The organism is Siphonobacter aquaeclarae, from assembly GCF_900103285.1.
Lineage (GTDB): Bacteria > Bacteroidota > Bacteroidia > Cytophagales > Spirosomataceae > Siphonobacter > Siphonobacter aquaeclarae.
Genome location: NZ_FNGS01000008.1, coordinates 178,798 through 195,663, shown reverse-complemented (window position 1 = coordinate 195,663; position 16,866 = coordinate 178,798). Strand labels below are relative to the sequence as shown.

Below are 16,866 nucleotides of genomic sequence, written 5' to 3'. Positions count from 1 at the left end.
TTACGGTTTTCTGTCTACAGTTTTCTGTTGATCAGATTTTCGGACCGACGGAATCGTAGACGATTACTTTTTCCCAGAGGTGGGAATATTCTTCCACAAATTTCAGGTGAATCGGGTGCTTCTGGTAGACTTCTTCTTCCTCGAGATTGTCGAAGAAACACAGCCAGGACACCGCATAACCCTTTTCGATGACGCTCCGGTTGGTCGTCGCGGGAGACCCGATGTGTACAAAACGGATCGTCGGTACCTTTTTCAGTTTGTGCAACCCTTCGAGCAGTTTGGCTTTGTCTGCTTCGCTTCCGGGGTTTTTCAGGTAGAAATAAACGTGGTGAACAAAGAGCTCCTTCGGAGCCGCTTCCGGCATCACTGCCGCGGGGACCGCAGCCGCCAGGGCCGAGTTCCGGAGAAATTTCCGGCGGGAAGAGTTTTCCATGTGAATCTATCGGACAGATCGAAAAATATCGATTCGAAAATAGCAGCCTTTTTTCTCCCGAAATAATAGTTTTTTAACAAAGGTTGATACTAAAACCATCTGCGGATCAGCCAGATAAGGAGATTGAGGACTACCGTAACAACGAGGCATGTCACAACCGGAAAATAGACCTCGGTCTTACCGCTCCGGAAGTGGATGTCGCCTGGCAAACGGCCCAACAACGGCATACGGTCCTGGAAAATCCAGAGCAGCAGTCCGGCCGCAAACAATAGCCCTCCGGCAATCATCAATCCCTTTCCCATCAATACGCTTCGTTTTCGGACGGGAAGTCGGACGTTTTGACATCGTCCACGTATTTCGATACCGCACCGAGAATCACATCGCCGATATCGGCATACCGCCGCAGAAAGCGCGGTTTGAATTCCTTGTTGATTCCCAGCATGTCGTGCATGACCAGAATCTGCCCGTCGCAATGCGGACCTGCGCCGATACCGATGCTGGGAATATTGACCGACTCGGTTACTTCCTTCGCCAGCGTAGAAGGAATTTTCTCCAGGACATAGGCGAAACAGCCCAGCTCGTCGAGCAATGAGGCGTCATCTTTCAGCTTCTGCGCTTCGGCTTCTTCCTTGGCCCGGACGGCATAGGTGCCGAATTTGTAAATCGACTGCGGCGTAAGCCCCAGGTGCCCCATCACCGGGATGCCGGCACTCAGCACGCGGGAAATGGACTTCCGGATTTCCTCTCCGCCTTCCATTTTGACGGCATGCGCGCCGGACTCTTTCATGATCCGGACGGCAGAACGCAGCGCCTCTTCCGAACTTCCCTGGTAAGAGCCGAAAGGCAGGTCAACAACTACCAGCGCCCGCTTTACCGCCCGAACGACCGACTGGGCATGGTAGATCATCTGATCGAGGGTAATCGGGAGGGTCGTCTCGTGCCCTGCCATGACGTTCGAGGCCGAATCGCCGACGAGGATGACCTCTATGCCGGCTGCATCGATGAGCTTGGCCATCGAATAGTCGTAGGCCGTCAGGCAACTGATTTTTTCCTTTTTGGACTTCAGTTCCTGAAGGGTATGGGTCGTAACGCGCTTGATATCAGGATTGTGTACAGACATATACCGGTCGTAAATAGGATGTATGCAAGCCCTCAGACGGGCGGGAAGACGAAGGTAAGGCAGCTTTTTGTTCTGCCGATACCCCGCCGTAAAAGAAAAGAAGCCTGCCGGATGGGGCAGGCTCCCGGTTAGTGAGCTTTCAGCTTGTCCTTGAAGACCTTTTCAAATTTTTCGACCTTCGGGCGAACCACAAACTGGCAATACGGCTGACTTCCGTTTTCGTTGAAGTAATTCTGATGGTAGTCCTCCGCCTTGTAGAAATTGGTAAAGGCCGTAATCTCCGTCACCAGCGGATCGGGGTAGATATGCGCCTTGTCTACTTCCTGCTTCCAGTGTTCGGCTTCCTCTTTCTGCTGCGCGTTGTGGTAAAAAACCGCGGAACGGTACTGCGGACCTACGTCGTTTCCCTGCCGGTTGAGGGTGGTCGGGTCGTGCGTACGCCAGAAAACGGCGAGCAAGTCGGCAAAACTGATTTTCTTCGGATCGTAGGTGATGTTCGTGACTTCGGCGTGGCCGGTCTGACCGGTGCATACCTGCTTGTACGTCGGGTTGGCGACGAAACCGCCGGAATACCCCGATTCGACTTTCACGACACCTTCCAGCCGCTGAAAAACGGCTTCGGTGCACCAGAAACATCCGGACCCGAAAGTGGCCACTTCGAGACCTGCCGGAACCTGCACGGATGTTTTGGGCAATGGCTGATTCATAGCTTTCTTCTGCTCCTGCGCGGGCGATTGGCAAGCGAAGAGCGTCGCAGCCGACAGGAGACTCAGTTTGAGAGTTCGAAAAATCGCTTTCATTTGCATGGATAACCCTAAAAAAGCCCGGATAGTTTGTCCGGCGCCGTTTCCCCCCCCATCCTTCTCACCGGCAACCTGACAGAACATGAAAATTAAACTTAATTCAGAATCCTTCCGCTTCACGGGAGAAGAAAAAGTCAACCTTTCGGAGCTCCCGACCCAGGTCAAGGACCTGTACGAGTCGAAAGAAGCCTACGAAAGCCTTCTGGAGGAATTCCGCCAGGAAATCGACGAGCTGCAAACCACCATGTATGCCCACAACCGGTACGGGCTGCTGCTTATTTTTCAGGCGATGGATGCCGCCGGGAAAGACGGAACGATCAAGCACGTCATGAGCGGCGTCAATCCGTTCGGCATCCGCATTCACAATTTCAAGCGGCCGACCGAGCAGGAACTGGAACATGATTTTTTGTGGCGGACGACCGTCCAGCTCCCCGAACGCGGTTCAATCGCCATTTTCAACCGGAGTTATTACGAGGAAGTGCTGGTCGTCAAAGTCCATCCCGAAATTCTGACAAAGGGACAACGGATTCCGGAAGCCTATACCAAGGATCTCGACAAAGTCTGGAAACACCGCTACAAAGACATTAACGCACTGGAGAAATACCTGCACCGGAACGGGATTGCGGTCATGAAATTCTTCCTCAACGTCTCTAAAAAAGAACAGGGTAAACGCCTGATCGAACGCATCGAGGACCCTTCCAAAAACTGGAAATTTGAAGAAGCCGACGTACAGGAGCGCGCCTACTGGAACGACTACATGAAAGCGTATGAAGAAATGATCCGGGAAACGTCTACCGATCACTCTCCCTGGCACGTCATTCCGGCGGACGATAAGAAAAACATGCGGCTCATTGTCAGCCATCTCATCCTTGAAAAACTAAGGACGTTTGACATGCATTTTCCCGAATCCGACGCCAAACGTCAGGAGGCGCTGAAAAAGCTCATTTCCACGATTCAGGAGCAGGACAAAGACTAACGGGTCACTTCCGCGATCAGCTTCAGCCAACGTGCTTCGCCCTGATTGTACCATTTCCGGAACTGTTCCCGGACGGATTTATAGCGTGGCAGGTAGTCGAGGAAAAGATCCAGATCCTCGAACGATTCTGCCCGGATACCCGCGCCGGCGTGGACGGCGTCGAGCGCATTTACTTCCTGCTCGAAATGGCGGGGCGTCGGAAAGAGCATGACCGGCTTACCGAGATACATAGCCTCGGAGATCGACTCGAAACCGGAGGTACTCACCAGGCCCCGGCAGCGGCGCATGGCGTCGAGAAAGGCCGTCGCGTCGACGGGGTGAAACACAAGATTGGACAGCGGGCGATATTGATTCCGGTGACCGGGGTGATCCCAGAACGCCTCTACCCGTACATCAGGATGGCGCCGGCACCAGTTTTCCAGATCGCCGCCGAGTTTGTAATGGGTCATGTAGGCAAGCAGGAAACCTTCGTCACAGACAGCAAGGTCTTTCAGTTCCGGACGCAGCAGCGGCGGAACAACACGAATGGTACCGTCGTCCGGAAGCTCGTAAAACGACAGCGCGAGGCGAAGCGTCGTTCCGACCGAAGCAAGACGCGATACATTGTCGAGCGCCATCCGGTGAAAATGACCGGTCGTATGCCGGATGGAAAAGGCATGATGCTCAAGCAGAAACTGATGCGCGACGGAAAGAACAGGAACAGGTCTCCGATAGCGCCACTGCCAGATGCCGCAGAGCATTTCGTAAAAGTTAATGATGAGATCGGGCCGGTGTTCGGCAATGATGCGGTCGGCCTCGGCCCCCTGACTCCAGAACCGGGGGATAAAGCGGGCATTCCGGAAAAACGTCTTCGAAACGGCCAGCCCCTTATCCCGGTGGCTGTATTGCAGGGCCGGACTGGGCAGGGCCGTCAGCGGAAAGCGGAAATGGCGGCTGAGCATCGCCGGTACGCCCCGGCCGGGTGTCGTGCCAACGATGGCTCCGGTGACTTCGTGGCCTGCCCGCACGAGGATATCATGCAGGGCAATGGCCTGCGTCTGGTGGCCGCGTCCTTCCCCCTGAATAAAAAAGAATATCCGCATACACCCGTCAGTGCTTGACCGAGCTCAAAGATAAGAGGCTTTTGAGGATGTCGTCTTCCTGTTCGTCGGCAAGCTCGTCGGGGAAGGCGGTATCCGGCAGGTCTTCATCCGGTTCGATACCTGCGAGCTGGGTGTAATAAAGCAGGCTCCAGTTGCCGTCATGGTCTTCGACGAGCGCCGTGAGGGATTCGACCCAGTCGCCCGAATTGAGGTATTGCACGTCCCCGATCATGCGGATAGACGGCTGGTGAATATGCCCGCAGATAATGCCCTGGCAGCCTTTGGATTGCGCGAGATCGGCCAGTTTTTCCTCGAAATCGGAAATGTAGCTGACGGCTGCTTTTACCTTCAGTTTGATTTCCTGGGAAAGCGAATAGTACGGCAGTCCCCGCCAGGCGCGCCACTGGTTGTAAAACTTATTGATCCCCAGCAGGAGGTTGTAGCCTACGTCGCCGATGTACGCGAGCCATTTGAGGTGCGTCGTAATCCGGTCGAAAATATCGCCGTGGGTGACGTAGTACTGCTGGTTGTGCTTGGTTTTGAGTACATAGTCCCGGCGGATGGAGAAGTACTTGCCCACCCGGATCGGCAATACATGATCCAGAAAATCGTCGTGATTTCCCCGAAGGTAAACGACTTTGGTGTCGTACTCTTCTATCATTTTCAACACCTGGCGGAAAAAGGCGGTGTGACGTTTCTTCCAGGTGTTACCGTATTTTTTCAGTTGCCAACCGTCGATAATATCCCCGTTCAGGATAAGCTTGTCGCATTTATACAGTTTCAGAAAGGCCGTCACTTCCTTGGCCTTGGAGCCTTTGGAACCGAGGTGAATATCTGAAAGGACGATCGTGCGGAAATGGGTGCGTACTTCCATACTGCAAAGTACTTTCGCTGCACGTTTTCGGACTCAAAAACGCGTTTACGCTTTTGAGAAGATTCTAAGTAGCTGGATAACAATCTGTTAATAATTGGCGGTCGGCTTTCGGCGGTCGGCAATCGGCTTTGAGCTGTAGGCTTTAGGCTATAAGCTGTAGGCAGGGCGTTTTCGGCTTTTTGGCGCTATATAATTTTCGGCATTGGCGTTGAACTGGTGTTGCGGGCAAAAAATAGGCGGTCGGCGGTAGGTAATCGGCTTGAAGCTGTAGGCTTTAGGCTATAAGCTGCAGGCAGGGTGTTTTCGGCTTGTTAATGCCAGTAAATGTTGGGGGATTGGCGTTGAACCGGCCTTGCGGGCAAAAAATCTGAGGTCGGCAATCGGCTTTAAGCTGTGGGCTTTAGGCTGTAGGCAGGGCGTTTTCGGTTTATTGGCGCTGAACCGGTGTTGCGCACAAAAAAAACCGGCTTTAAGTCCCGGGCCGCTAATTGCCTGTTACCTAAAGCCGATTCATAAAAACGCTGATTGCTGAAAGCCAGCCATCTTCCGACAGCTTACAGCCTAAAGCCTACAGCTTAAAGCCGATTGCCGACCGCCGAAAACCGACCGCCGACCACCCCTACCACCACCGGTAAAACAGCCCCGCTGAAGCCGAAACGGCTGCGACGTTACTGAGGTATCCGGAGTTTTTGTAGGGAGAATAGAAGTACGTGGCCTGGACATCCGCGCCGAAATTGCCGTTTCGCGCGAACAGGAAGCGGGCGCCGGCACCCAGCTGACCACTGAAGGCAGCCTTGTTCTGGCCGTCCTGCAGGTAACCGTAGTACGTCAGGTTACGCATCGCGCTGCCGCCGACCGCCGCCATGACGTACGGGCGGACCTGCGCATTGGCGTCCGTAAAGTAGTACTTCCCGAATACATGCAGGGACGTAGCCCCGAGCGAACGGGTCTGTATCGCCGAAATATCCTGGTTGTCAAACGTGTAGATCTGGCGGGGAGAGCGCTCCTTGAAATACATATAGGAGAACTGCAACCCGATCGAGTAGTTCTTCGGATAGACAAACTCGCCGGAAATATTGTAGTTATACTTCGACGACGTATTCGTGTAATCCTTCAGGCTTCCCATAGGCAGCGCCACGCCGTAGCGCGCCGTGATCTGGTAGTGGGTATAGCGCTCAAAAGGCGACTTCATGTTCCGAGTCGGAACACTGCGGTATTCGTAATCCTGTTTCTGATAATAATCCGGATTTTTCTGAGCAAACGCTCCGGACGTCAGTCCGATCAATCCGAGAAAAAGCCATTTTTTCATAAGACCTTCTTAAAAAAGGGGTGTCAACCTATTTCGCTTTCAGGTAGGCGGATTGGGTAAAAACCGCGTCTACGAGACCGGAAATGGACGCCTGATCGTAAATTCCTTCTCCCCGTATCTGGGCATCCCAGATCACCTCTGCCTTGTTGTCCTTGATGTTTTTTAAATCGGCGATCCGGACGTACCAGTAGTTCTCGCTATACGAATAGTAGCTGTAATACGGAGCATACCCGTAGCCGTAGCCATACCCGTAGCCATACCCGTAACCCCAATAGGGATCATACCAGGGGTTGTACGTCGGAACATAGCCCGATTGCGTGTAGGAAATCCGCGCCGGCGTTACTTCGAGATCAGGCTTGGCCGTCCGGGCTACCTTTGTATACCCTCTGTCCGTCAGATTCTTGACGATGCGGTCGATATACGCCAGATCCTGAGGCGTGACGCCACGACCCTGATTGTTGTTATCCACCACCAAAACCGAATCTCCGATGGAGAAGGTTTTGTAAGACGTGAAGTCCGCCGTGGAGTGGTTGGTGATAAATACCTGAGAGTCTTTCGGGCTCAGGTCCTTGACCGGGTCCCGCTCGCAGGCAGTCCAGATGCCGGCACTGAGCACCAGCAGCAGGAGCGACTTAGAGATTCGTTTCATAACGATGATGCAAAACTTACTTTATCCAACGCAAAAAGCTGCCAACAAATTTTCCTGTTCACTGCACAGACACCGCGAAGGCAGCCCGGGTTTACTGCAAACTTAGTTTTTTAATATGGTTTGAACGCAGATTAAACGGTCTCCCTCAGCAGGTTGCGTATAAGCAGCACCGCCCGTTCAAATCGTTGCTCAAACGAACCCGCGATCACCGCATAGGAACGGTGCTGTTCGTCCAGCAACTCTTTTAACCTTAAAAAATGCCATTCCCGGCGGTTTTCAAACAACCGGATCGCATCGCCGCTCCAGGGAACATCCGGCGACAGCAGCAGGTACAGGTCGTACGACTGTCGTCTGGCCATATCTACAATCACTTCCGGACTCTTACCCAGGTACAGCTCCGCGTAGGTCTGGGTGACGAGTACGTCGGTATCACAGATAAGAAGCTTCGGACTCGTCACCGCCATCGCCTGCTCTTCCAGCAGCAACTGGCCGGCAGCGATGTGGCAGAGGTCGAACGCGTCGCATTCGTTTCCGAACTTTTCGCAATAAAGCCTGCCGTATTCTTCCACGAAGACGGTTCCGAAATGGCTGGCAAGCCGGCGGGCAAGCGTGGTTTTACCGGTCGATTCCGGTCCGGCAATGACGACTTTGCGCAACATGCAGTGGTTGTTGACACCCGAAAAAGGCCGGGAAAACGTCCCGAAAATAGTCAAAGATGCGCCAGCGACGCATCCGCGTGGTTTTCTTTTTCCCGAAGCTCAAAAAGTGCGGTGAATTCAGCCGATAGTCTTTGCCGGGAAAAACGGGTTTCGGCCAGTTGCCGCGCCCGGCTGCTCACCGCCCGAAGCTTCTCCGGATTTTCCCGGTATGGCTTCAATCGTTCAAAAAATACGGCAGGCATCGCAGGGTCGGCATAAAACCCGCAACCTTCTGCTTCGATCAGGTCGCAATGCCACCCGCGGATGTTGATCACACACAGTTTTCCGGCGGCAAGCGATTCAAATAATTTATTGGGTGAATTGGTCTCGAGGGCCGGGACGGGCAGGTACGACAAGTACACTACATCCGTCACATTCAGCAGACGTTTCAACTGATCTTTACTCAGATGCCCCAGAAAACGAATATTCGGAAGATTACCCGCCTGCTCCTTCAGGCGCTCCAGTTCCGAGCCGGTTCCGGCAACGAGAAACTGTACGCCGGAATCCGTTTGACCGGCCTGCGCGATCCGGATCAGGGATTCCAGCTGCACGACTTTTCCGATTGATCCGAAATAGGTAACGACGGTTTTCCCTTCCAGTCCCCATTCCCGGACCAGCCCGGGGTCTTTGGTTTCGGGATAGAAAAATGCGCAATCGGCGATATTCGGAATGCAGACGACCTTTCCCGGGTCGGGTATACGCCGCTGAATATTCTCCTGAATCGCGGGCGACAATGCCACGATTTTCCGTGCATGCCGGTAAAAATACCTTTCCAGGCCATAGAGTACTCTCTGAACCAGTGGGTTGGAGAAATACCCCATCTGGATAGGCGTCAGCGGCCAGAGATCCCCAACTTCGAAGTAATACGGAACGTTCCGAAACCACTTCATCGCCAGGCCGATAAACCCAACGGTCAACGGCACCGAAGCTACATAACAAACCCGTACACCCCTGATCTGCAAGGCACACCGGATCGCTTTAGCAACAAAGACACTGTATACGTAGAGACGCCGCAGCGTACCGAACGACTGCTCGTACCGGAGAGGCAGGTAATGGACGGTCATGCCGTCGATTTCTTTCCGGAGATAATCGGGCTGGTTGTGACTGGTGATGACTTCTACCGCATACCCTCCCTCCACCAGCGCCCGCGACAGGTAATACGAGCGGATGATTCCGCCTTCATCCGGTGTCTTGAAAAACTGATAAACGTATAAAATCTTAGATCTCATTCAGCAATGGGCATACCTCCTGATAGTCATGCAAATTACGAAGAGTCCGGAAATACAGGCGTTTCTTTTCGATGCTTGGGAAAATCCGGGTCTTTTTCCGGCAGGAAGGAAGAAGGCCGGCGTTGCCATTCGCCTGAGAATCAGCCCGGCTTTCTGACCGGGCGTTTTCAACTCTTACAGGTCTTTGGTTTCCGGTGATGACCTGCCTACCTTTGTTTCATAATCGCAGGTATCATGTCCGTGACGAGAGAGTATACTGCCCGGAAATCCGGCACTACCACCCTGAAGGCAGCCCTTGAGGAGATGTTGCGCGCATACCAGCTCAAAAGCCGTTTCAGCGAGACGTATCTCGTCTCCTCCTGGGAACGCCTCGTTGGCAAGGCCATCGCCAACCGGACGGGGAAAATTTATGTAACGGAAGGCCGGCTTTTTGTCGAAATTACTTCTGCACCGCTGCGCCAGGAGCTGGTCCTGGCTAAATCCAAACTGATCGAACTGATTAACCGGGAAATGGACGAAGAAGTCATCCGCGACGTCGTCTTTCTCTGATATAAAAAGGACCGGCCTTCTTCGAAAGCCGGTCCTTTTTTCTGCTAGACGAGGTATTTCAGTCGGATTACCTCTTTTTCTGTCAGGTATCTCCACTGGCCGCGCGGCAGGTCCTTCTTGTTCAGTCCCGCGAAAACCGTCCGGTCAAGTTTCGTTACTTCATACCCGAAGTGTTCGAAAAGACGGCGAACGATGCGGTTACGACCGGAGTGAATCCGGATTCCGATTACCTGCGCGTCCGGGGTAATGATGCTTACTTCATCCGGTTTGATAAAGCCATCTTCCAGCTCGGCTCCCTGACGCAGGGCTTCGAAATCCGACGTGGTGACCGGCTTATCAATTTCAACCTGATAGATTTTTTCAATCTGGTTGGACGGGTGCGTCAGTTTCTCGGCCAGCTCTCCGTCGTTGGTGAGGAGAATAAGGCCGGTGGTGCTGCGGTCCAGACGACCGACGGGATAAATCCGTTGGTCGGCGGCTTCGCGCACCAGATCCATCACGGTACGGCGATCGAGGTCGTCTTCTACCGTCGTGATGTAATCTTTCGGTTTGTTGAGCAGGACATACACCATTTTTTCCGGATTCAGAATCCGGCGTCCATAGCGGACTACTTCTCCGGGTTTCACCTGATGACCCAGCTCTTTTATCACTTTTCCGTTGATCGAAATTTCTCCGGCTTCGATAAGCTTGTCGGCATCCCGGCGGGAGCAAACGCCCGAAAGGGCGATGTACCGGTTCAGGCGCAGTGAATCGTCCTGCTTCTCCGTTTTGGCGATCTTCCGGCGGATTTTATCAGGAGCGTTTTCTTTGTACTTATCCAGGTTGTAGGTCGGTGTGCGCTTCGGTCCGCGCTCGTCAGACGGGCCTTGCCCGCGACGGCTTTTGGGCCGGGTGGCATCGCTGTCCGAGCGCTTTCCGAAAGATGCCGGCGCTTCGGATCTCGGTTTACGTGCCGGGCGGTCGCCTTCTTCGCGGCGCTCTCCGGTTTTGGGGAATTCGCGTTTTCCGCCAAATGAGCGGCTACCTTCCGGTTTTTCACGGAAAGGCTTCGAAAATTCCTTCTTATCGCTGAACGGGCGGTCACCTTCCGGCTTTCCTTTGAAGGGTCTGCTGCCAAACTCCTTCCGGGCCGGACGATCTCCCTCTGACTTTCCTTTAAACGGTTTATTGCCAAATTCCTTCCGGGGAGGACGGTCGCCTTCTGACTTTCCTTTAAACGGCTTGCTGCCGAATTCTTTCCGGGGAGGACGGTCGCCTTCCGGTTTTCCCTTGAACGGTCTGGAGAATTCATTCTTGCCGGCGAATGAGCGGTCGCCTTCGGGCTTCCGGTCACTGCGGAAGTCGCCTCTGGCCGGGCGTTCGCCGCGGGGGCGGTCGTCTTCCCGGCGGGGTGCGCGGGCGGGACGTTTTTCTGAGAACCGGCCTCCTTCGGCCGGTTTGCCTTCTGAGCGGGCGCCTCGTCCGGATGCACCGGCGGGCTTGCCTTCTGTTTTACGGGGTCTGCGTGGAGACTCCTCTTGCTTAGCCATTGTCAAATGGTGTTAGGGCTGCGCGGAACGTGTATTCCGCCCGTTGGACCAACAGAAAACAGCTCTTCTGAGTCCCATAATTCCGGCACCTACCAAGGTCCGGCAGCCTGATAAAAAGGTTGCAACATCCCTGCTGTAACTCCCTGACTTCAATGATATTATTAAAAATCAGCAAATAGGGGCGACAAAGGTAAAATAAATTCTCCGTTTATCGGTTTTATCGTCTGGGATTGTGCCTCTTTGAGAGGCGCCGGGGTCCGTTTTTCCGCCAGGCCGGGCCGGAAGATGGATTTCGTGAATCGGCTTCTCCGATTTTCCCCTAACTTGAACCCGCAAACGATCGCATCCATTATGAAGTTGATTACTACTTCCCGTCTTACGCTCCTCCTCCTGAGTGTCGGCCTGGCTGCCTGTCAGTCCGCGCTCCAGACCGTCAAAAAAGGAGAAAAGCACTACGAAAACGGCGAGTACGAACTAGCCATCCAGCAGTTTCAGAAGGTGGTGACGCAGGACCCGGCCAAGGTGAACCTGTACATTGCGGAAAGTTACCGACGTTCCAACCGGCTACCCCAGTCGGTCGACTACTATAAAAAAGCGCTTGACGCAGGTACCAAAGAACCGACTGCCAGCCTTTATTATGCCTATGCACTGAAATCGCAGGGCGACTATACCGGTGCAGCCGATCAGCTTCAGAAATTCACCCGGCAGAAACTGACCAACCGTTCGCTGGTCTCCCTGGCCCGCCGGGAGCTTGAAAACCTCACCCTGCTGGACTCGCTCAGCCGGAAAGTGAGCAACTACAAGCTGACCAACCTCTCGAACCTGAATACTCCTTCCGCTGAATTTGCCCCGGTAGTCCTCAACACGGATCTCGTCTTTACGGCTTCCCGGAAAGAAACCATCTATAAAACCAACGGCCAGCACATGCTTGGCCTGTATAAAGCCAAACTGACCTCCCCTTCTGAAACCGGCGCACCTGAACTTTTCAGCCAGACGGTATTCGGAGAAAACATGAACGAGGGTACGCCGGTGTTCTCCAACGACGGCAAAATGATGGTCTTCGCCCGGGGAAATACAGGCCGGAGCAAAGGCAAGGGCAATACTTCAGCCGATGTAGATTTGTATATCAGCCGGAACAACGGCGGCCTGTGGTCGGAACCTGAGCGCCTCGCCTTCAGTGATTCCGCCTCGTGGGATGGCTCTCCGGCATTTTCAGCCGATGGCGGCACGCTTTACTTTGCCTCCAACCGCGCGGGCGGTTCCGGCGGACTCGATCTCTGGCGCGTCAATATCGACAAGGCCGGTCGGTTCGGCCGTCCGGCAAACATGGGCCGTGACCTGAATACTCCCGGGAATGAGCTGTTTCCCTATGTTTCGCCGGATGCCAAACTGTATTTTGCGTCAGACGGCCATGCCGGTTTCGGCGGACTCGATCTGTTTGTCGCGACCCGGAACGAAGGCGTTATCGAAGTACATAACCTCGGATTTCCGTTCAACTCCCGCTCGGATGATTTCGGGTTGGTCTGGGCAGATACCACCCGCGGTTATTTTGCTTCCAACCGGGATGGCGGAAAGGGTGACGACGATATCTATTACTTCGAGTCCACCCGCGAGCCGGTACAGATTGCACACGAGCCGCTTAAGCCGAAAGATCCCAACCTTCCCTCCAATCCGGGCGATAAGCGCGTGGTTCGCTACTTCCTCGGAGGTACCGTTGTCGATTCCAAAACCCAGGAACCGCTTGGCGGCGTGAAGGTGACAGTCCTGGATGACAACGAGAGCCCCATCGGCGAAGCCACGACCGGCAATGACGGGAAGTTCGGCGTTTACCCGATCAAGATCGGATACGATTATAACATTGTGGTCGACAAGCCGGACTACATCAAGAAACAGGAGCTCTTCATCACCGAAGGGAAACAACTACCGGCCGACAGGCTTTCAAAGCCGCTGACCGACACTACGCTGTATGCCACCGTGGACATGCTCCGGAAAGAGCTCGGTGCAGAATTGACGAAGGCATTCAAAATCGAAACCATTTACTATGACTTTGACAAGTACAACATCCGGGCAGATGCTTCGGTAGAGCTCGATAAAGTTGTACGGATCCTGCAGGACAATCCTGACATCAAACTCGAACTCGGCTCACATACCGATTCGCGGGGTACGAACGTCTATAACGAGCGCCTCTCCCAGCGACGGGCGGAGTCGGCTGTTAACTATATTCTGTCACGCGGGATTTCGCCCGACCGCATTACCGCGAAGGGATATGGTGAAAGCGAGCTGCTGATCCCGAATGCGAAGACGGAAGAAGAGCACCAGCTCAACCGCCGTACCGAATTCAAAGTAATCGGCATTCAATAAAGCCATTTTGCATTATGATCCCCGGGGCATCCGCTCCGGGGATTTTTTGTTGGCCGAAGGCTCATTTTCTCTGTTAACCCTCTTCAAAATCCGGCATTTTCATTGGGATATCTATCACCCCGATGAAGCGCATTTTTCTGTTGTGGCTCCTGGCGCTGACGTGCCGGGCACAGGTTCAGCCAGCCGAAGACCCTACTGCCCTGCTGGCCCGGTTGTGGCCCGACCAGGCTGAGTCGCTTAGCGAGGAGCAGGCTGAAAACCTGTATCAGCTCTACCAGCAACCGCTCGACCTCAACACGGCCGGGGAAGAACAACTGGCGTCTCTTTTTCTGTTAACCCCTGCCGAGATACGCAGCTTTCTCCGCTACCGGAAAGAGGCAGGTCCGCTCGTTTCCCTTTATGAACTACAGGCCGTGCCGGACCTGAATATCCCCTTGATCCGGAAGCTGCTGCCCTTTGTCCGCGTAGAAGAAGGTCCACTCCGCAAAAAAGCCGAAACCACGCTTCTGCTGCGGTATGACCGGATAGTTGAACAACGAAAAGGTTTCATTCCCGACGCGCAGGGCTATCGCCGCTACCCGGGCTGGCCGTTTCGGCTCTATGCCCGGTTGACGAGTCAGGCCGCAGAAAACCGGTCGTTCAATGTCACCGTCAAACAGGACGCCGGAGAAGCGCTTGTCTGGAATGCGGCGACACGGAGATACGGGCCGGATTTCGTTTCCGCATCCGCCCATTGGAAAAACAGAGGCCGATGGATGGCTTTGCAGGCGGGTGACTATCAGTTGTCTGTCGGACAGGGGTTGATACTCGCCGGAGGGTTTGCCCTTGGGAAAGGTGCGGAGACGGTACTGACCGTTCGCCGGCCGCACCTCGGTATACGGTCCTATACCTCGGGAACAGAAAGCGGCTTCTTCCGGGGTGGCGCCGCGACGTACCGGGTATCTAATGGTATCGATGCCACCCTGTTTATCTCCCGTATCCGCCGGGACGCCAATCAGACGGATAGTACCGCGGTCAGCAGCCTGCAAACTTCCGGCCTTCACCGCACCACCGGGGAGGTAGCAGATAAAGGAGCTTTGGTCTCTATCGATATCGGCGGCCATATCCGCTGGAAATCGGAGCGCCTGCAGGCAGGCGTAACCTTTCTCCATACCCGTTACGACAAAGCGCTTCGCAAAGCCGACCGGCCCTATAACCGTTTCGAATTTTCCGGTCGCGAAAACAGCGTCTGGGGTGTTAATCTGGCGGGTTATCAGCGAAACGTGTACCTCTTCGGCGAGGCCGCCGTTTCCTCTTCCGGCGGAACGGGAATCGTCGCCGGAGCACTCGCGCCGCTGAATCGCCGGTGGGATGCCAGCCTGCTTTTCCGCCGGTACGGGCAGCGTTTTCACTCCTTTTACGGCAATGCGTTTGGAGAGAATACCCGGAACAGCAACGAAACCGGGCTGTATGCCGGAGCAACATTCAAACCGACTGCCAGGTGGCAGCTCTCCTTCTATGCGGACGGATTCCGCTTTCCCTGGCTGAAGTACCTGGTAGACACGCCTTCACAGGGGTATGGAGGATTATTCAGAGCGGCATACCTTCTCCGGAAAAACCAATCCGCTACATTCCAGGCTTTCTTCGAACGAAAAGAAAAAAACCTTCCGGCGACGATCGGTAAGGGCGTTGTCCCTACCCGGAGAGGCGGCTGTTTTGCCGACATCGAGTGGTCGCTCGGCCGCCGTATATCCCTGCATACGCGTGTTGCCGGCTCGCTTTCGGGTTACAAGGGCTATCCGGTATCGGCAGGGCTGGTCTGTTTGCAGGACGTAAGCGCCCGGTTGCATCGGGTGACGCTTTCGGCGCGGGTAGCCTGGCTACGGACGGATGACTATGACAGCAGAATCTATTCCTACGAAAAAGACGTAGCAGGAGCTTTTTCCATTCCGGCATATGCAGGAAAAGGCTGGCGTGGCTACCTCCTCGTTCAGGTACCGGCAGGACGCCACGCAGACGCCTGGCTGCGCCTTTCCCGTACCGAGTGGCCGGGGCAGGCTTCGTCCGGCTCCGGCCTGGACGAAATCGCTTCGTTTCACCGGACCGACATACGCGCGCAGCTCCGGTGGCGCTGGTAGGCTCAGATAAAATTAACTTCCGGCTGCAGGTTGATGCCGTACTTTTCGAAGACGGAAGCCTGTACTTTGGCAGACAGGTCGCGGACCTGCGCGCCGGTAGCGCCTCCAAAATTGACAATAACGAGCGCCTGGCGGTCATGTACACCGACGGCACCGTCGCGGTACCCCTTCCACCCGGCCCGTTCGATGAGCCAGCCGGCGGGGACTTTGACGCGCCCTTCTCCGGCGGGATACCCCGGAAGATCGGAATGCACAGCTTTCAGGTCATCGTATTGCGCCCGGGGGATTTCCGGATTTTTGAAGAAACTACCTGCATTACCGAGGACAGCGGGGTCCGGTAACTTGGACTGGCGGATATGGATCACCGCGTCGCTGACGGCCTTCGGGGTAATCTCCGCCACGCCCATTTCCTGAAGGGTTTTCTGGATATCTCCGTAGGCGATGTGCAGCTTCGGGACGCGGGACAGGCGGAAAGTCACGCTGACAATCACATACTGCCCTTTCAACTCGTGTTTGAAGATACTTTCCCGGTAGCCGAAGCGACAGTCTTCGTTGCGGAATATCTTCCGTTCGCCGGTTGTCCGGTGAACCGCTTCGAGCTCATCCATGACGTCCTTGATTTCGACGCCGTACGCGCCGATATTCTGCATCGGCGACGCGCCGACGAATCCCGGAATGAGCGACAGGTTTTCAAGGCCGCACAGGTCCATCCCGAGCGTTTGAAGGACCAGTTGATGCCAGACGACGCCGGCGCCGGCTTTCACCCATACGTCATCCCCTTCTTCCCGCACAATCGTTATTCCAGGTATGGAAATCCGGATAGCAAGGCCCGGAAAATCCTTTGTCAGCAACATGTTGCTCCCGCCTCCGAGAATGAGTATTTCCTGACCTCCGGACTGAGCCAGCGCCTCAACCAACTCTTCAACAGTCTGAATATCAATAAAATAACGGGACTTGGCTTCAATCCCAAAGGTGGTATAGGGTTTCAGGGAGACGTTCTCGAGTACTTTCATATGGATGATCCGGACAGCGTTCGGCTTTCAAACTTCGGCAAAGTTCCCGAAGGAATGGGTTTGATATTCGGGAAATTGCCGGAATTTTGCCGAAGAAAATGCCGGTCCCTTTCCCCCGAAGGGC

General features: G+C 54.6%; 16 protein-coding genes. 4 read left to right on the top strand and 12 right to left on the bottom strand.

The features are described 5' to 3' along the window. Positions 1–31: 31 nt before the first annotated feature. From BLR09_RS20280 to msrA, 4 genes are all read right to left on the bottom strand, one after another. On the bottom strand, positions 32–433 hold the full coding sequence (locus tag BLR09_RS20280) for a Dabb family protein (protein ID WP_093207309.1): 402 nt from the start codon (positions 431–433) through the stop codon (positions 32–34). A gap of 89 nt (positions 434–522) precedes the next feature. Then, on the bottom strand, positions 523–735 hold the full coding sequence (locus tag BLR09_RS20275; protein WP_093207306.1) for a DUF2905 family protein: 213 nt from the start codon (positions 733–735) through the stop codon (positions 523–525). Continuing rightward, positions 735–1,553 carry a 3-methyl-2-oxobutanoate hydroxymethyltransferase gene (panB, locus tag BLR09_RS20270; RefSeq protein ID WP_093207303.1) on the bottom strand — a complete coding sequence of 273 codons (819 nt, stop codon included), beginning with the start codon at positions 1,551–1,553 and terminating at the stop codon, positions 735–737. The genes BLR09_RS20275 and panB overlap by 1 nt, the downstream gene beginning before the upstream one ends. A gap of 128 nt (positions 1,554–1,681) precedes the next feature. Further along, positions 1,682–2,353 carry a peptide-methionine (S)-S-oxide reductase MsrA gene (gene msrA, locus BLR09_RS20265; protein WP_218126699.1) on the bottom strand — a complete coding sequence of 224 codons (672 nt, stop codon included), beginning with the start codon at positions 2,351–2,353 and terminating at the stop codon, positions 1,682–1,684. An 85-nt stretch (positions 2,354–2,438) separates the two neighbouring features. Here msrA and BLR09_RS20260 point away from each other — a divergent pair, with 85 nt between their 5' ends. Continuing rightward, on the top strand, positions 2,439–3,332 hold the full coding sequence (locus BLR09_RS20260; RefSeq protein WP_093207298.1) for a polyphosphate kinase 2 family protein: 894 nt from the start codon (positions 2,439–2,441) through the stop codon (positions 3,330–3,332). On the opposite strand, the gene BLR09_RS20255 is transcribed toward BLR09_RS20260, so the two are convergent. From BLR09_RS20255 to BLR09_RS20230, 6 genes are all read right to left on the bottom strand, one after another. Continuing rightward, positions 3,329–4,414, bottom strand: coding sequence for a glycosyltransferase family protein (locus BLR09_RS20255; RefSeq protein WP_093207296.1), 1,086 nt, complete (start codon positions 4,412–4,414; stop codon positions 3,329–3,331). The two genes, BLR09_RS20260 and BLR09_RS20255, sit on opposite strands and share 4 nt — an antisense overlap. 7 nt (positions 4,415–4,421) lie before the next feature. Beyond that, entirely contained in the window at positions 4,422–5,288 is an 867-nt protein-coding gene (locus BLR09_RS20250; protein WP_093207294.1) for a UDP-2,3-diacylglucosamine diphosphatase, read from the bottom strand. A 619-nt stretch (positions 5,289–5,907) separates the two neighbouring features. Beyond that, complete coding sequence (locus BLR09_RS20245; RefSeq protein ID WP_093207292.1) at positions 5,908–6,597, bottom strand: hypothetical protein; 690 nt, start codon at positions 6,595–6,597, stop codon at positions 5,908–5,910. A 28-nt stretch (positions 6,598–6,625) separates the two neighbouring features. Then, positions 6,626–7,246, bottom strand: coding sequence for a DUF4136 domain-containing protein (locus BLR09_RS20240; protein WP_093207289.1), 621 nt, complete (start codon positions 7,244–7,246; stop codon positions 6,626–6,628). A 131-nt stretch (positions 7,247–7,377) separates the two neighbouring features. Next, positions 7,378–7,905, bottom strand: a complete 528-nt coding sequence (locus tag BLR09_RS20235) for an AAA family ATPase (RefSeq protein WP_093207287.1) — start codon at positions 7,903–7,905, stop codon at positions 7,378–7,380. A gap of 50 nt (positions 7,906–7,955) precedes the next feature. Then, on the bottom strand, positions 7,956–9,173 hold the full coding sequence (locus tag BLR09_RS20230; RefSeq protein WP_093207284.1) for a glycosyltransferase family 4 protein: 1,218 nt from the start codon (positions 9,171–9,173) through the stop codon (positions 7,956–7,958). A 234-nt stretch (positions 9,174–9,407) separates the two neighbouring features. On the opposite strand from BLR09_RS20230, the gene BLR09_RS20225 reads away from it, so the two are divergent. Continuing rightward, complete coding sequence (locus tag BLR09_RS20225; RefSeq protein ID WP_093207282.1) at positions 9,408–9,722, top strand: DciA family protein; 315 nt, start codon at positions 9,408–9,410, stop codon at positions 9,720–9,722. Positions 9,723–9,766: 44 nt separating this feature from the next. On the opposite strand, the gene BLR09_RS20220 is transcribed toward BLR09_RS20225, so the two are convergent. After that, a complete protein-coding gene (locus tag BLR09_RS20220) occupies positions 9,767–11,251 on the bottom strand; it encodes a pseudouridine synthase (protein ID WP_093207280.1) in 1,485 nt (494 codons plus the stop codon). Between the two features lie 351 nt (positions 11,252–11,602). Between BLR09_RS20220 and BLR09_RS20215 the strand changes: the two genes are divergently transcribed. Both BLR09_RS20215 and BLR09_RS20210 read left to right on the top strand, forming a co-directional pair. After that, on the top strand, positions 11,603–13,612 hold the full coding sequence (locus BLR09_RS20215; RefSeq protein WP_093207556.1) for a CHU_0125 family OmpA-like outer membrane integrity protein: 2,010 nt from the start codon (positions 11,603–11,605) through the stop codon (positions 13,610–13,612). A gap of 122 nt (positions 13,613–13,734) precedes the next feature. After that, the gene (locus tag BLR09_RS20210; RefSeq protein WP_093207277.1) at positions 13,735–15,729 is read left to right on the top strand and encodes a helix-hairpin-helix domain-containing protein; all 1,995 of its coding nucleotides are present in this window, start codon (positions 13,735–13,737) and stop codon (positions 15,727–15,729) included. Positions 15,730–15,731: 2 nt separating this feature from the next. Here the strand turns inward: BLR09_RS20210 and murB are convergent, their stop codons facing one another. Then, complete coding sequence (gene murB, locus BLR09_RS20205) at positions 15,732–16,742, bottom strand: UDP-N-acetylmuramate dehydrogenase (RefSeq protein WP_093207275.1); 1,011 nt, start codon at positions 16,740–16,742, stop codon at positions 15,732–15,734. Positions 16,743–16,866: the final 124 nt, after the last annotated feature.

Bases quoted from the DNA above. Each gene is read 5' to 3' on its own strand.
- BLR09_RS20240 (WP_093207289.1), bottom strand. From the start codon at position 7,246: ATGAAACGAATCTCTAAGTCGCTCCTGCTGCTGGTGCTCAGTGCCGGC.
- BLR09_RS20245 (WP_093207292.1), bottom strand. From the start codon at position 6,597: ATGAAAAAATGGCTTTTTCTCGGATTGATCGGACTGACGTCCGGAGCG.
- BLR09_RS20280 (WP_093207309.1), bottom strand. From the start codon at position 433: ATGGAAAACTCTTCCCGCCGGAAATTTCTCCGGAACTCGGCCCTGGCG.
- BLR09_RS20230 (WP_093207284.1), bottom strand. From the start codon at position 9,173: ATGAGATCTAAGATTTTATACGTTTATCAGTTTTTCAAGACACCGGAT.
- BLR09_RS20260 (WP_093207298.1), top strand. From the start codon at position 2,439: ATGAAAATTAAACTTAATTCAGAATCCTTCCGCTTCACGGGAGAAGAA.
- BLR09_RS20235 (WP_093207287.1), bottom strand. From the start codon at position 7,905: ATGTTGCGCAAAGTCGTCATTGCCGGACCGGAATCGACCGGTAAAACC.
- msrA (WP_218126699.1), bottom strand. From the start codon at position 2,353: ATGAAAGCGATTTTTCGAACTCTCAAACTGAGTCTCCTGTCGGCTGCG.
- BLR09_RS20250 (WP_093207294.1), bottom strand. From the start codon at position 5,288: ATGGAAGTACGCACCCATTTCCGCACGATCGTCCTTTCAGATATTCAC.
- BLR09_RS20220 (WP_093207280.1), bottom strand. From the start codon at position 11,251: ATGGCTAAGCAAGAGGAGTCTCCACGCAGACCCCGTAAAACAGAAGGC.
- BLR09_RS20210 (WP_093207277.1), top strand. From the start codon at position 13,735: ATGAAGCGCATTTTTCTGTTGTGGCTCCTGGCGCTGACGTGCCGGGCA.
- BLR09_RS20255 (WP_093207296.1), bottom strand. From the start codon at position 4,414: ATGCGGATATTCTTTTTTATTCAGGGGGAAGGACGCGGCCACCAGACG.
- BLR09_RS20225 (WP_093207282.1), top strand. From the start codon at position 9,408: ATGTCCGTGACGAGAGAGTATACTGCCCGGAAATCCGGCACTACCACC.
- BLR09_RS20275 (WP_093207306.1), bottom strand. From the start codon at position 735: ATGGGAAAGGGATTGATGATTGCCGGAGGGCTATTGTTTGCGGCCGGA.
- BLR09_RS20215 (WP_093207556.1), top strand. From the start codon at position 11,603: ATGAAGTTGATTACTACTTCCCGTCTTACGCTCCTCCTCCTGAGTGTC.
- murB (WP_093207275.1), bottom strand. From the start codon at position 16,742: ATGAAAGTACTCGAGAACGTCTCCCTGAAACCCTATACCACCTTTGGG.
- panB (WP_093207303.1), bottom strand. From the start codon at position 1,553: ATGTCTGTACACAATCCTGATATCAAGCGCGTTACGACCCATACCCTT.